Below are 12,901 nucleotides of genomic sequence, written 5' to 3'. Positions count from 1 at the left end.
GTGTTCGCGCCAGCGTTCGCTGCGGGCGTCGACCTTCACCCCGGGCTTCACGCCGGGGTGGGGTCGGGGAATTCTCACCACGTCAAGCACCTTACCGCGTTGCAGGCGTTGACCTGGGCAGACCGGCTATTCGAATGCCGCCGAGTGGCCAGTTATGTCACGCGAAACGCCGAATTACGTGCATTAGGTGGCCACTCGGCGGAAAGCCCCCAAGGGCGCTACAGCATGCAGGACACGCAGCCCTCGACCTCGGTGCCCTCCAGCGCCATCTGCCGCAGCCGGATGTAGTACAGCGTCTTGATGCCCTTGCGCCAGGCGTAGATCTGCGCCTTGTTCACGTCGCGGGTGGTCGCAGTGTCCTTGAAGAACAACGTCAGCGAAAGACCCTGGTCCACATGCTGGGTGGCCGCCGCGTAGGTGTCGATGATCTTCTCGTAGCCGATCTCGTAGGAGTCCTGGTAGTACTCCAGGTTGTCGTTGGTCATGTACGGCGCCGGGTAGTAGACCCGGCCGATCTTGCCTTCCTTGCGGATTTCGACCTTCGACACGATCGGGTGGATCGAGCTCGTCGAGTGGTTGATGTAAGAGATCGACCCGGTCGGCGGCACCGCCTGCAGGTTCTGGTTGTAAATGCCGTGCGCCTGCACCGATTCCTTCAGCCGCCGCCAATCGTTCTGATCAGGGATGCCGATGCCCGCGTCGGCGAAGAGCTGCCGCACCTTGTCCGTCTTGGGCTCCCAGACCTGGTCGGTGTAGCGGTCGAAGAACTCCCCCGACGCGTACTTGGACCGCTCGAAACCCTTGAAGTGCGTGCCTCTTTCTATAGCAATCCGATTCGACGCCCGCAGCGCGTGGTAGAGCACCGTGTAGAAGTAGATGTTGGTGAAGTCGATGCCCTCTTCGGAGCCGTAGAAGATGCTTTCCCGCGCCAGGTAGCCGTGCAGGTTCATCTGCCCGAGCCCGATCGCGTGCGAGTCGTTGTTGCCCTGCTCGATCGAGGGCACCGACCAGATGTGCGTCTGATCGCTCACCGCGGTCAGCGCGCGGATCGCCACCTCGATGGTCTGCGCGAAGTCAGGTGAATCCATCGTCTTGGCGATGTTCAGCGACCCCAGGTTGCACGAAATGTCCTTGCCCACTTTGGCATACGTGAGATCCTCGTTGAACAACGACGGGGTGGACACCTGCAGGATCTCCGAACACAGGTTTGAGTGGGTGATCTTGCCCTCGACCGGGTTGGCCCGGTTCACCGTGTCCTCGAACATGATGTATGGGTAACCGGACTCGAACTGCAACTCAGCCAGCGTCTGGAAGAATTCCCGCGCCTTGATCTTGGTCTTGCGGATCCGCGCGTCGTCGAGCATCTCGTAGTACTTCTCGGTGACCGAGATATCGGCGAACGGCACCCCGTAGATGCGTTCGACGTCATACGGCGAGAACAGGTACATGTCTTCGTTGCGCTTGGCCAGCTCGAAAGTGATGTCGGGGATCACCACGCCGAGGCTCAGCGTCTTGATCCGGATCTTCTCGTCGGCGTTTTCCCGCTTGGTGTCGAGGAAGCGGTAGATGTCGGGGTGATGGGCATGCAGATAGACGGCACCGGCCCCCTGGCGCGCGCCGAGCTGGTTGGCGTAGGAGAACGAATCCTCTAGCAACTTCATGATCGGGATGACACCCGACGACTGGTTCTCGATGTTCTTGATCGGCGCACCGTGTTCGCGAATGTTACTGAGCAGCAACGCCACTCCCCCACCACGCTTGGACAGTTGGAGCGCGGAGTTGATCGAGCGCCCGATCGACTCCATATTGTCTTCGATTCTCAACAAAAAACAACTAACCGGCTCGCCACGCTGCTGCTTGCCCGAGTTGAGGAACGTCGGGGTCGCCGGCTGGAACCGGCCGTCAATGATCTCGTCGACGAGCTTTTCGGCCAACGCGGTATCACCGGCAGCCAGGGTGAGCGCCACCATGCACACCCGGTCCTCGAAGCGCTCCAGGAACCGCTTCCCGTCGAAGGTCTTCAGTGTGTAGGAGGTGTAGTACTTGAACGCGCCGAGGAATGTCGGGAACCGGAACTTCTTGGCGTAGGCGCGGTCATGCAGGGACTTGACGAAGTTGCGCGAATACTGATCGAGAACCTCACGCTCGTAGTAGTTCTCGCGGATCAGGTAGTCGAGCTTCTCGTCCTGGTTGTGGAAGAAGACCGTGTTCTGGTTGACATGCTGCAAGAAGTACTGGTGTGCGGCTTCCCGGTCCTTGTCGAACTGGATCTTGCCGTCGGCGTCGTACAGGTTCAACATCGCGTTGAGGGCGTGATAGTCGTCGCCGCTCGGCCCCAAAGTGTGGGCGTGCCCGGCGGGTGTTACACGCTCTGCAGTTGCGACGGTTGGTGGCACGTCTTGTCCTTCCAGAAATCAGCCAGACCCGCACGAACGGCTTGCACGTCCTCGTCGGTCCCCATCAGCTCGAAGCGGTAGAGGTACGGAACGCCGTATTTACCCGAGATCACCTGGCCCGCATAGCAGAATTCCGCGCCGAAGTTGGTGTTACCGGCCGCGATCACCCCGCGCAGCAGTGCCCGGTTGCGCTCATTGTTCAAGAACGCGATGACCTGCTTCGGGACGTAGCCGCCCGCTTCGATATCGGGGGTGTGCCGGCCACCGCCGTAGGTAGGTAGCACCAGGACATACGGCCGGTCCACCTCGATGCGCCCGTGCAACGGTATCCGGGTGGCCGGGATACCCAGCTTCTGCACGAAGCGATGGGTATTCTCCGACACGCTGGAGAAATACACCAGGTTGCACGACTGCACGACGATCTCCTATGCGCTCAGCACGGCGCCGGCGAGCCCGTTGATCCGGTCGGGCCGGAAGCCCGACCAGTGCTCGTTTCCGGCCACCACGACCGGTGCCTGCAGATAACCCAGCGCCATCACGTAGTCCCGCGCCTCGGGGTCCAGGGTGATGTCAACCTTCTCGTAGGCGATGCCCTGTTTGTCCAGCGCCTTGTAAGTGGCGTTGCACTGCACGCATGCCGGCTTGGTGTACACGGTGATGCTCATCGGCGGTACGGCCTCCTCTGTGAGACTCCTGCGACGTCGTGAACTTGACACGGACTGGCAACTACTCGGGTACTGCATTTGCACTACTAGTTCAGCAGACCGCGCGACCCCGAAATTCCCTTCTTCGCCACCCGCGTAGGACGCCATGTCCTCAACATATGGAGCCCGCCGCCGGGGTCGCGATGACCTGGTGAACCTGGGGTTTGTCGGTGAGCGAAACACTACACCTAGTGGCTGACATTAAGAAGTGATACAAGATGTTCTGAACAACATTCATGAAATTCGCTGGTCGTGACCCCGTGTGCCGGCGCCTCATCGGCGTGTCGGACGTCACAATCCGGTCTACTTCGGCCATCCGGCAGGTGTACCACCGACCACCGACAACCACGCCCCCAGCTTGACCGCCGACTCGGCCACAGCAAAGGCTTGAGCGCTTCAGCTCACCTCGGCCGCCAGCTTGCCCACCACGTCGCGCACCCCTGCCGCGAGCTCGGCGTGCTCCCTGGGGTGCTTGCCGTCCAGCGAGCCCAATGGCACCGACAGCTTGAGCGCCTCGACCACCCGCGGGCCGGCGACACCGAATGACTTGCGGGTCTCATCGTGCGCCCAGACGCCGCCGTAGCGGCCCAGCGACCCGCCGATGACGGCCAGCGGCTTGTCCTTCAGCGCACCGTTGCCGAACGGCCGGGAAAGCCAGTCGATCGCGTTCTTGAGCACACCGGGAATGCTGCCGTTGTATTCCGGGGTGACCACCAGTGCCGCATCGGCGTCGGCGGCGGCGCGCCGCAGTGCGGTAACCGCAGCCTGCACGTCGTGGGGGTTCTCGGCAGAATCCAGGTCCTCGTTATAGAACGGCAGATCACCAAGGCCGTCGAACACGGTCACGGTTACGCCCGTCGGGGCGACGTCCGCGGCCAACTCGGCGATCTGGCGGTTGACCGACTTCGCACGCAGGCTTCCCACCAGCGCCAAAACTTTGATCTCCGGCATACTCGATGTCCCTTCGTGTTCGTGGTCTCTGTCCTTGCACGACTGAACCGGACTACGGTCCGGATTATTCCGGCCGCGTTACAGTGTCGGCGTGAGCGTCGTGGACCGGTTCGGTGAGCTGCCCGTTTCCGCTCCGCAAGAGCGTGGCGACGCGGCCCGCAACCGCGCGCTGCTGCTGGCGGCAGCACGCCGGCTGGTGGCCGAACGCGGCGCCGACGCGGTCACGATGGACGACATCGCTGCCGCCGCGGGCGTCGGCAAGGGCACGGTCTTCCGCCGGTTCGGCAGCCGCGGCGGCTTGATGATGGTGTTGCTCGACGAGGACGAGCGGGCCAGTCAGCAGGCGTTCATGTTCGGCCCGCCGCCGCTGGGCCCGGATGCGCCGCCGCTGGATCGGCTGATCGCGTTCGGGCGGGAGCGGATCTGTTTTGCCCATGCTCACCACGCACTGCTCTCGGCGGCCAGCCGCGACCCACAAACCCGCTACAACGCGGCGGCGATGGTGCAGCGCACGCATGTCCGGATGCTTTTGGCCGCGGCCGGTACCACCGGCGACTTGGACGCCCAAACCGATGCTCTGCTGGCGCTGCTCGACACCGACTACGTCGAGCATCGGCTAAGCGCCCGCGGCCAGACCCTGCAGACGTTGGGTGATGCATGGGAAAGCCTGGCGCGCAAGCTATGCGGCCGATGAAGCCGCGCTGGATCCTGCACCTCGACCTCGACCAGTTTTTGGCCTCGGTCGAGCTGCGTCGCCGCCCCGAACTGGCCGGGCTGCCCGTCATCGTCGGCGGCAGCGGTGATCCGACCGAGGCCCGCAAGGTGGTCACCTGCGCGTCCTACCCGGCCCGCCAGTTCGGTGTGTATGCGGGCATGCCGCTGCGTACCGCGGCCCGGCGCTGCCCGGACGCGACCTTCCTCCCGTCGGATCCCGCGGCCTATGACGCGGCCTCCGACGAGGTGATGGGACTGCTGCGCGATTTGGGTCACCCGGTAGAGGTCTGGGGTTGGGATGAGGCATTCATCGGGGCCGACCTCGGTGACCCGATCGAACTGGCAGAACAGATCCGCAGCATCGTCTCGTCGGCAACGGGGCTGTCCTGCTCGGTGGGCGTCAGCGACAACAAGCAGCGCGCCAAGGTGGCCACCGGATTCGCGAAACCCGCCGGCATCTTCCGTCTCACCGACGCGAACTGGATGTCGACGATGGGTGAGCGAGCAGTCGACGCGCTCTGGGGTGTGGGACCGAAGACCGCGAAAAAACTTGTTGCCCTTGGTATCACCACAGTCAGGCAGTTGGCGCACACCGATGCCGAACTACTCACCTCGACATTCGGCCCACGCACCGGATTGGGCCTGCTGTTGCTGGCCAACGGCGGCGGCGACGACGAGATCAGCGCCGAGCCGTGGGTACCCCGGTCGCGCAGTCACGTCATCACGTTCGGCCACGATCTCACCGACCGTAACGAAATCCAGGCGGCGGTAACCGAATTGGCAACGAAGACACTGGGCGAGGTGGTCGCCCAGTCGCGCGTCGTCACGCGGGTGGCCGTCACCGTGCGCACCGCCACGTTCTTCACCCGAACCAAGGTGCGCAAGCTCGACGAATCAACGGTCGACGCCGACGTCGTCGGCGCCGCCGCGTTGCGGGTACTCAACCTGTTCGAGTTGGACCGGCCGGTGCGGCTACTCGGTGTGCGGCTGGAACTGCAGATGCCGCCCTAGCGTGACGCCGCGTCGAGTCTGCGTCCAGGGCGCCCAGGCTGCGTCCACGGTGTCAAGCCGAAAACCGCCGCCCTCACCGCAGTCTCGGCACGCTGTGGACCGGCGCCGGCCGCAGTGCCCGGGTGAAAAGCACGTTGACCTGGCGCATCACCACGCTGTACGGCCACCAAGCCAGCCGCTTGAACGCGTACAGCGCCCGGATGTCACCGGACGTGTAGATCAGGTACCTGTTCTTGGCGACTCCGGCCAGAATCTTCTCGGCCGCCTTCTCCGGTGAGACGGCGTGGCCGCTGAAGCGGCCCATCCAGCGGCTCACCTGCGGGTCGTCGCGGTCGACGCCGGCGATTTCGACGGTCTTGACCAGCGGGGTGTTCACCGCACCGGGCACCACCACCGACACCCCGATGCGGTGCCGGGCCAAATCGAAGCGCAGCACTTCGGACACCCCGCGCAGGCCGTACTTGCTGGCGCTGTAGGCGGCGTGCCAGGGCAGCGCGACCAGCCCGGCCGCCGAGGACACGTTGACCAGATGCCCGCCCCGGCCGGCCGCGATCATCGGCGGGATGAACGTCTCGATGACGTGGATCGGGCCCATCAGGTTGATCGCGACCAGCTTGCTCCACTGCTCGTGCGTCAGGCGATCGACGGTTCCCCACGCCGATATCCCGGCGATGTTCATCACGATGTCCATGCTCGGGTGATTGGCGTGAATGTCCGCGGCGAACGATGCGACCTCGTGGTAGTCGGCGATGTCGAGCGCCCGGTGCTCGGGAACTTGGGCGCCCAGCGCGCGGGCGTCGGCCACGGTTTCCGCCAGCCCGTCGGCGTTGCGGTCGGTCAGATAGAGCTCGGCGCCGTATGCGGCAAGCCGCAAAGCGGTCGCGCGGCCAATTCCGCTGGCCGCACCGGTGAGAAAACATTTCTTACCCGCGAAATACCGGCCAAGCTTCCTGTGCGTCATGGCGGCGACGATACCGCCGCGGCTAGGTGGCGATCGCAAGCGCGGCAAAGGGCGCTGGGGGTACCTCCCGCTTGCGGGGGACGGGTCGCCGCCAGACACTTATGGCCGCCCGCCCCATAGCGCGTGCCGCCACAACTGTTGGAGCACTCGTATCCCGCGCTGCACGTCACCACCAGGGCCTAGATACGCGCTGTCACCGGAAAGCGTATGCGCGGTTGCGGCCGAGAGCGTGCGGACCAACGCGGGGATGTCGTCGCCGATGGGATGCGCGGTGCCGGCAGCCAACTCGTCGGAGACGATCCCGATGATCTGCTCGATCACCCGGTCCACCTGCTGGTCGAGAAGCTCGCGGATTTCGGCGTCGGTGTTGCGGGCGACAAGGCAGGCCGACATCACCGGATCGTTGTGGGCGAACACAATCGCGGCGCTGCCGACCATCCGCTCGGCAAACGCCGCCGGCGATTCGTTCGGTCCGCGGGCCGCGAAGTACTGGGTGAGCTCTTCGAGTTCGTGGGTGGCCTCAGCCAGGATCTGCGCCAGCACTGCGTATTTGGAGTCGAAGTAGAAGTAGAAACCCGATCGCGCGACCCCGGCGCGGTCGCTGATGGTGCTGACCGACAGCTCGGCGAACGGCTTCTCCTCCAGTAACTCACGCACCGCCTGCAGGATGGCTTGCCGTTGTTTGTCACCGCGCCGTTTTGGGGCCGACGTGGCCGGCTCATGGCTGGCGGCGCCTGCGCCATCCCGGGGGATCACCCTTCGACCTTGCACCACACCAGAACAAAACGAAACTTGACAGCCGTCAAGCCTGTTCTGAGGATGGTTTTCAGTGACGGATGCCACAAGCGGTAAGGAGCGTCGATGACGACCATCAGCACCTCTCACTACCTGTTCGATCAAGCCAAGCGGCGGCTGACTCCGTCATTCAACAACTTTCCCGGCATGGCCGCGGTCGAACGGAAGCTGCTGGGCACCGAGTGGCCACCGAGGAAGCTCGCGAATCCCCCGCCGGGCAGCGGGCTCAAGCCGGTCATGGGCGATAGAGGGCTGCCGATCGTCGGCCACCTCATCGAGGCGCTGCGGGGCGGACCCGACTATCTGATGTTCATCTACCACACCAAAGGCCCGGTCGTGTTCGGAGACTCGCCGGTTCTGCCGGGGGTCGCGGCGCTGGGTCCCGACGCCGCCCAGATCATCTACTCGAACCGCAACAAGGATTACTCCCAGCAGGGTTGGGTTCCGGTCATCGGGCCGTTCTTTCACCGCGGTCTGATGTTGCTCGACTTCGAGGAGCACATGTTCCACCGGCGGATCATGCAGGAAGCCTTCGTCCGCCCCCGGCTGGTCGGCTATGTCGAGCAGATGGACAAGGTCGTGTCCCAAGTGATCGCGAACGACTGGGCAGTCAACGACGCGCGCTTCCTGCTCTACCCGGCGATGAAGGAGCTCACCCTCGACATCGCCTCGATGGTGTTCATGGGCCACGAACCGGGCACCGACCACCAACTGGTCACGAAGGTCAACAAGGCCTTCACGATCACCACCCGAGCCGGCAACGCGATCATCCGCACCAGCGTGCCGCCGTTCACCTGGTGGCGAGGGCTGCGGGCACGACAACTGCTGGAGAACTACTTCGCTGCTCGCGTCAAGGAGCGACGCGGCAAGGAGGGCAACGACCTGCTGACGGTGCTGTGCCAGACCGAGGACGAAGACGGCAACAGCTTCACCGACGAAGACATCGTCAACCACATGATCTTTTTGATGATGGCCGCCCATGACACCTCCACGTCGACGAGCACGACAATGGCCTACCACCTGGCCGCTCACCCCGAATGGCAGCAACGCTGCCGCGACGAGTCGGATCGTCTCGGCGACGGACCGCTGGACATCGAATCGCTGGAGAAGCTGGAGAGTCTCGACCTGGTGATGAACGAGTCCATTCGGTTGGTGACGCCGGTGCAATGGGCCATGCGCCAGACCGTGCGCGACACCGATCTGTTGGGCTACTACCTGCCGGCGGGCACCAATGTCATCGCGTACCCCGGCATGAACCATCGGCTGCCGGAGCTTTGGACGGATCCACTCAGGTTCGACCCGGAGCGCTTCACCGAACCGCGCAGTGAGCACAAGAGGCACCGCTATGCGTTCACACCGTTCGGCGGTGGTGCCCACAAGTGCATTGGAATGGTCTTCGCGCAGTTGGAGATCAAGACGATCCTGCACCGGCTGCTGCGCCGGTACCGGCTAGAACTGCCACGTCCGGGGTACCAGGCGAAGTGGGACTACGCCGGCATGCCCGTGCCGATGGACGGCATGCCGATCATGCTGCGGCCGCTGTAACCAAAACTTGACAGCCGTCAAGTCTGTCCTGAGGATGGTTTCAGGGAGGGCGCCCAGGTGGTTCTCAAAGCCTTTCAGGCCCTCAAGAGGAGCGTCGATGACGACAATCAGCACCCCGCGCTACCTGCTGGGTCAAGCCAAGCGTCGGCTGGTTCCGACGGTGAACACCATTCCGGGCATGGGGATTCTCGAGAAGCGGCTGCTGACCGTCGACTGGAAGCAAAAGACTCTGGCTGAGCCGCCACCGGGCAGTGGGCTGAAGCCGATCGTCGGCGACTCGGGCATGCCAATCCTCGGCCATATCGTCGAGTTGTTCCGGGAAGGTCCCGACTTTCCGTTGCACCTGTACCAGACCCGCGGACCGGTGACCTTCGCCGATTCGCCGATCCTGCCGTCGATCGTCGCGCTGGGCCCCGACGCCACCCAGACGGTCTTTGCCAATCCCAACAAGGACTACTCGACGACGGGCTGGATTCCGGTCATCGGGCCGTTCTTCAACCGCGGCCTGATGCTGCTCGACTTCGACGAGCACCTGGCGCATAAGCGGATCATGCAGGGAGCGTTCACCCGCCCGCGGCTGGCCAGCTACGTCGAAGACATCGACCGCGTGGCCACTGCGATCGTTCACGACTGGCCGACCAACGATGCGCGGTTCCTGTTCCATCCGGCGATGAAGGAGCTCACCCTCGACGTTGCGTCGGTGGTGTTCATGGGCCACGAGCCGGGCACCGACCACGAACTGGTCACCAAGGTGAATCGGGCGTTCACGACGACGACCCGGGCCGGCGGAGCGATCATCCGCTACCCCGTTCCGCCGTTCAAATGGTGGCAGGGCCTGCGGGCCCGCAAGGTGCTCGAGGACTACTTCGCCGAGCGGGTCACCGAGCGCCGGCGCGCCGAGGGCACCGACATGCTCACCGTGCTGTGTCACACCGAAGACGAAGACGGCAACAGCTTCACCGACGAAGACATCGTCAACCACATGATCTTTTTGATGATGGCCGCCCACGACACCACCACGTCGACGGTCACCACCATGGCCTACCACCTGGCCGCCCACCCGGAATGGCAGGAGCGCTGCCGCGACGAGTCGGCCCGGCTGGGTGACGGTCCGCTGGACATCGAGTCGCTGGAGAAGCTGGAGAGTCTCGACCTGGTGATGGACGAGTCGTTGCGGCTGGTGACCCCGTTGCCGTTCAACATGCGCCAGACCGTGCGCGACACCGACCTGCTGGGTTACTACGTGCCGGCCGGCACCAACGTCGTGACCTGGCCGGGAATGAACCACTGGTTGCCCGAGTTGTGGACCGAACCCAGGAAGTTCGACCCGGAGCGGTTCACCGAGCCGCGTGCGGAACACAAGAAGCACCGCTACGCATTCGCGCCGTTCGGCGGCGGCGCCCACAAGTGCATCGGGATGGTGTTCGGCCGGCTGGAGGTCAAGACCGTCATTCACCGGCTGCTGCGCCGCTACCGGCTCGAGCTGGCCCGGCCCGGCTACCAGCCGCGCTGGGATTACGGCGGCATGCCGATCCCGATGGACGGCATGCCGCTCGTGCTGCGCCCGCTGTAGCCACGCGAGCAGTCGTGGTCAGGCGTACAGCCGGTTGGCACAGGCGATGACCGCGCACAGCGCGGATTGCGTCGGGTTCTCCGCCAACCCCATCGCCCACTCGGCTCGGACGCCGTCGCTGCCCTGGATGAACGTGGCGACGTTATCGCCGGAACGCACTTGGTGGAATCGCAGTGTCTCGACCGCGATCCCACGCTCGTAGAGCATCGCGGTTAATGCGGCGACCGGACCCGTCGCCGTGGCGGTCACCGTCTCAATGCGATCGCCGAAGCCGAGGGTGGCGCGAAACGTACAGGGTTGCGGTCCCAGCCGGGCGGCGGGCCGCCCGTCGGTGCATTCCCAGTTACCCAGGCGCACCGGGCCGGTGCTGGGAGCGTAGGTGGCGGTGAATGTGCTCCACGACATGTTCTCGGCACCCTCCCGGATCCCGGCCGGTAGCCAAATGCCCGAAAAACGAACCGCCGGCGAGGCGGACGCAGCACCGGTGCCGCCCGGAAATCTCAGCTTGGGAGTTGTCATGTGTCGGTCTTCTCTGGTCTGCAGGAGTGACCGACAGGTAGTAGCGTCCGACCCACAGCGGGGGGTCGGTCTTGATCAGACCCCGCTGCGGGTACTGGCTACTACTGCAAAGCGCTGCATGATCGCCGAGACTAGACGCTGTCGACGGGCCATTGCAAGTTGGTTGATTACGCTCGGCCGGCGGAGACCGCCACCACGACCGATTCTGAGGTGTAGAACGGTCCTCATGGTGTCCCCTGCCGTCACTGCGCCGTGGCGGTGACGCGACGTGCACGAGCTGTCGCTGTGCCAAGCGATCGCCGGGGTGGTCAAACCCTATGTCGACGGCCGGCACGTCGACGTCGTTCGCGTCCAGATCGGCGCTTTGCGCCAAGTGGTCCCCGAGTCGCTGTCATTTTGCTGGACGCTTGTCCGAGATTACGAGGACATGCCCGACGCCGAGCTGGAGCTGGAGTTCGTCAGCGCCGAGGTGGCCTGCCGTTCCTGCGACCGGCGTTCGACGATCACCTCGCAGTGGTCACTGTTGTGTCCGCACTGCGAGAGCGCCGACGTGGAGGTGCTGCGTGGCGACGAGTTCCTGGTGACCTCGCTGGACGTCACATGAAAGGCGTTACGGATGGGTAGGTTTCATCGACACGACGACGGCACCGTGCACACCCATGACCATGACCATGACCATGACCACGGTGACCATGACCACGGTGACCACAGCGGCTACGCCACCGGCTCGCAACGCATCGACGTGCTGGAGGCCATCTTCGCCGAGAACGATGTCCGCGCCGACTACAACCGGGACGCGTTCGCACGCAACGGTGTTCGCGCCCTGAACCTGATGAGCTCACCCGGCTCGGGTAAGACGACGGTGCTGGCCGCCACCCTCGACGAGCTCGCCGGCGAGTTCGCCGTCGGGGTGATCGAGGGCGACATCGCCACCGACCTCGACGCCGCCAAACTCGACGGCCGGGGCGCGCAGATCTCCCTGCTGAACACTGGCAATGGGTTCGGCGGGGAATGCCACCTGGACGCACCGATGGTCAACCGCGCGCTACAGGGCCTCGATTTGTCCCGGTTGAACCTGGTGATCATCGAGAACGTCGGAAACCTGGTCTGCCCAGCAGAGTTCGACGTCGGCGAGCACGCCAAGGCCATGGTCTACTCGGTTACCGAAGGTGAGGACAAGCCGCTGAAGTATCCGGTGATGTTCCGCGCGGTCGACGTGGTGCTGCTGAACAAAATCGACCTGGCTCCCTACCTGGATGTCGACGTGGACGCCTACATCGCCGGCATCCGCCAGGTCAATCCGACGGCGACCATCCTGCCGGTGAGTGCCCGCACCGGCGCCGGGATGGCGGAGTGGTTCGGCTGGCTGCGCCGCTTCATGGCAAGCACTCCGACCTGAAACACCCGAACAACGGAACCAGTTCAAATGCAATTGATTTGCATGACGCTCGCTCGGTCGCTTATTTTACGTATGCGTATTTAGCGACACCCCGTCGCCGCTGTTGAGCTTCAGAATAGCGTGCGGCACGCGGGAATACAGCAAATTCGAGATGCCGGCAAAAGGCTTTCACTCTGGCCGTCAGACCGTTGACAACGCAACTTCTTGGGAGTAGACCCAAAAACTAGCGCCGTGCAAGCGTGCCGACCGTCGACTCCTGCGGCGTGAGGGGTGGTAGCCCGAAGCCCCGGAAAGCGCTGCAGTATGCCAACAGAAGCGGCAGTCAAAGCGGAA

Annotated in this window: 13 protein-coding genes and 1 pseudogene; 6 read left to right on the top strand and 8 right to left on the bottom strand. The window is 64.2% G+C overall.

The features are described from left to right. From ACRDTL_RS10920 to ACRDTL_RS10900, 5 genes and pseudogenes are all read right to left on the bottom strand, one after another. A pseudogene (locus tag ACRDTL_RS10920) lies at positions 1-81 on the bottom strand (TetR/AcrR family transcriptional regulator); the annotation flags it as partial. Positions 82-218: 137 nt separating this feature from the next. Then, positions 219-2,396, bottom strand: coding sequence for a class 1b ribonucleoside-diphosphate reductase subunit alpha (gene nrdE / locus ACRDTL_RS10915; RefSeq protein WP_431506724.1), 2,178 nt, complete (start codon positions 2,394-2,396; stop codon positions 219-221). Beyond that, complete coding sequence (nrdI, locus tag ACRDTL_RS10910) at positions 2,363-2,818, bottom strand: class Ib ribonucleoside-diphosphate reductase assembly flavoprotein NrdI (protein WP_431506725.1); 456 nt, start codon at positions 2,816-2,818, stop codon at positions 2,363-2,365. The genes nrdE and nrdI overlap by 34 nt, the downstream gene beginning before the upstream one ends. 3 nt (positions 2,819-2,821) lie before the next feature. Continuing rightward, positions 2,822-3,061 carry a redoxin NrdH gene (locus ACRDTL_RS10905; protein WP_431506723.1) on the bottom strand — a complete coding sequence of 80 codons (240 nt, stop codon included), beginning with the start codon at positions 3,059-3,061 and terminating at the stop codon, positions 2,822-2,824. A 435-nt stretch (positions 3,062-3,496) separates the two neighbouring features. Next, a complete protein-coding gene (locus tag ACRDTL_RS10900) occupies positions 3,497-4,051 on the bottom strand; it encodes an NAD(P)H-dependent oxidoreductase (protein WP_431506722.1) in 555 nt (184 codons plus the stop codon). A 91-nt stretch (positions 4,052-4,142) separates the two neighbouring features. On the opposite strand from ACRDTL_RS10900, the gene ACRDTL_RS10895 reads away from it, so the two are divergent. Both ACRDTL_RS10895 and ACRDTL_RS10890 read left to right on the top strand, forming a co-directional pair. Then, complete coding sequence (locus ACRDTL_RS10895) at positions 4,143-4,745, top strand: TetR/AcrR family transcriptional regulator (protein ID WP_431506721.1); 603 nt, start codon at positions 4,143-4,145, stop codon at positions 4,743-4,745. Then, positions 4,742-5,776 (top strand): DNA polymerase IV, encoded by a 1,035-nt coding sequence (locus ACRDTL_RS10890; protein ID WP_431506720.1) that lies wholly within the window; start codon positions 4,742-4,744, stop codon positions 5,774-5,776. Before ACRDTL_RS10895 ends, ACRDTL_RS10890 begins: the two co-directional genes overlap by 4 nt. A gap of 73 nt (positions 5,777-5,849) precedes the next feature. Here ACRDTL_RS10890 and ACRDTL_RS10885 read toward each other — a convergent pair whose 3' ends face one another. Beyond that, positions 5,850-6,737: an SDR family oxidoreductase gene (locus ACRDTL_RS10885; RefSeq protein WP_431506719.1), complete on the bottom strand. Its 888-nt coding sequence runs from the start codon at positions 6,735-6,737 to the stop codon at positions 5,850-5,852. 99 nt (positions 6,738-6,836) lie between these two features. Further along, positions 6,837-7,511, bottom strand: a complete 675-nt coding sequence (locus tag ACRDTL_RS10880; RefSeq protein ID WP_431506718.1) for a TetR/AcrR family transcriptional regulator — start codon at positions 7,509-7,511, stop codon at positions 6,837-6,839. A gap of 87 nt (positions 7,512-7,598) precedes the next feature. Between ACRDTL_RS10880 and ACRDTL_RS10875 the strand changes: the two genes are divergently transcribed. After that, the gene (locus ACRDTL_RS10875) at positions 7,599-9,077 is read left to right on the top strand and encodes a cytochrome P450 (RefSeq protein WP_431506717.1); all 1,479 of its coding nucleotides are present in this window, start codon (positions 7,599-7,601) and stop codon (positions 9,075-9,077) included. Between the two features lie 97 nt (positions 9,078-9,174). Then, positions 9,175-10,650, top strand: a complete 1,476-nt coding sequence (locus ACRDTL_RS10870; protein ID WP_431506716.1) for a cytochrome P450 — start codon at positions 9,175-9,177, stop codon at positions 10,648-10,650. A gap of 18 nt (positions 10,651-10,668) precedes the next feature. Here ACRDTL_RS10870 and ACRDTL_RS10865 read toward each other — a convergent pair whose 3' ends face one another. Beyond that, positions 10,669-11,169, bottom strand: a complete 501-nt coding sequence (locus ACRDTL_RS10865; protein ID WP_431506715.1) for a homocitrate synthase — start codon at positions 11,167-11,169, stop codon at positions 10,669-10,671. A 268-nt stretch (positions 11,170-11,437) separates the two neighbouring features. Between ACRDTL_RS10865 and ACRDTL_RS10860 the strand changes: the two genes are divergently transcribed. Both ACRDTL_RS10860 and hypB read left to right on the top strand, forming a co-directional pair. Next, positions 11,438-11,773, top strand: a complete 336-nt coding sequence (locus ACRDTL_RS10860) for a hydrogenase maturation nickel metallochaperone HypA (protein WP_431506714.1) — start codon at positions 11,438-11,440, stop codon at positions 11,771-11,773. A gap of 12 nt (positions 11,774-11,785) precedes the next feature. Further along, positions 11,786-12,568: a hydrogenase nickel incorporation protein HypB gene (gene hypB, locus ACRDTL_RS10855; protein WP_431506713.1), complete on the top strand. Its 783-nt coding sequence runs from the start codon at positions 11,786-11,788 to the stop codon at positions 12,566-12,568. The last annotated feature ends 333 nt before the right edge of the window (positions 12,569-12,901 follow it).

It is taken from the genome of Mycobacterium sp. (assembly GCF_050700595.1).
Lineage (GTDB): Bacteria > Actinomycetota > Actinomycetes > Mycobacteriales > Mycobacteriaceae > Mycobacterium.
This window is presented reverse-complemented; position numbering and strand designations above follow the sequence as displayed.

Coding starts and splice junctions, on each gene's coding strand:
- ACRDTL_RS10905 (WP_431506723.1), bottom strand. CDS start 3,061: ATGAGCATCACCGTGTACACCAAGCCGGCATGCGTGCAGTGCAACGCC.
- ACRDTL_RS10900 (WP_431506722.1), bottom strand. CDS start 4,051: ATGCCGGAGATCAAAGTTTTGGCGCTGGTGGGAAGCCTGCGTGCGAAG.
- ACRDTL_RS10890 (WP_431506720.1), top strand. CDS start 4,742: ATGAAGCCGCGCTGGATCCTGCACCTCGACCTCGACCAGTTTTTGGCC.
- ACRDTL_RS10885 (WP_431506719.1), bottom strand. CDS start 6,737: ATGACGCACAGGAAGCTTGGCCGGTATTTCGCGGGTAAGAAATGTTTT.
- ACRDTL_RS10875 (WP_431506717.1), top strand. CDS start 7,599: ATGACGACCATCAGCACCTCTCACTACCTGTTCGATCAAGCCAAGCGG.
- ACRDTL_RS10870 (WP_431506716.1), top strand. CDS start 9,175: ATGACGACAATCAGCACCCCGCGCTACCTGCTGGGTCAAGCCAAGCGT.
- ACRDTL_RS10865 (WP_431506715.1), bottom strand. CDS start 11,169: ATGACAACTCCCAAGCTGAGATTTCCGGGCGGCACCGGTGCTGCGTCC.
- hypB (WP_431506713.1), top strand. CDS start 11,786: ATGGGTAGGTTTCATCGACACGACGACGGCACCGTGCACACCCATGAC.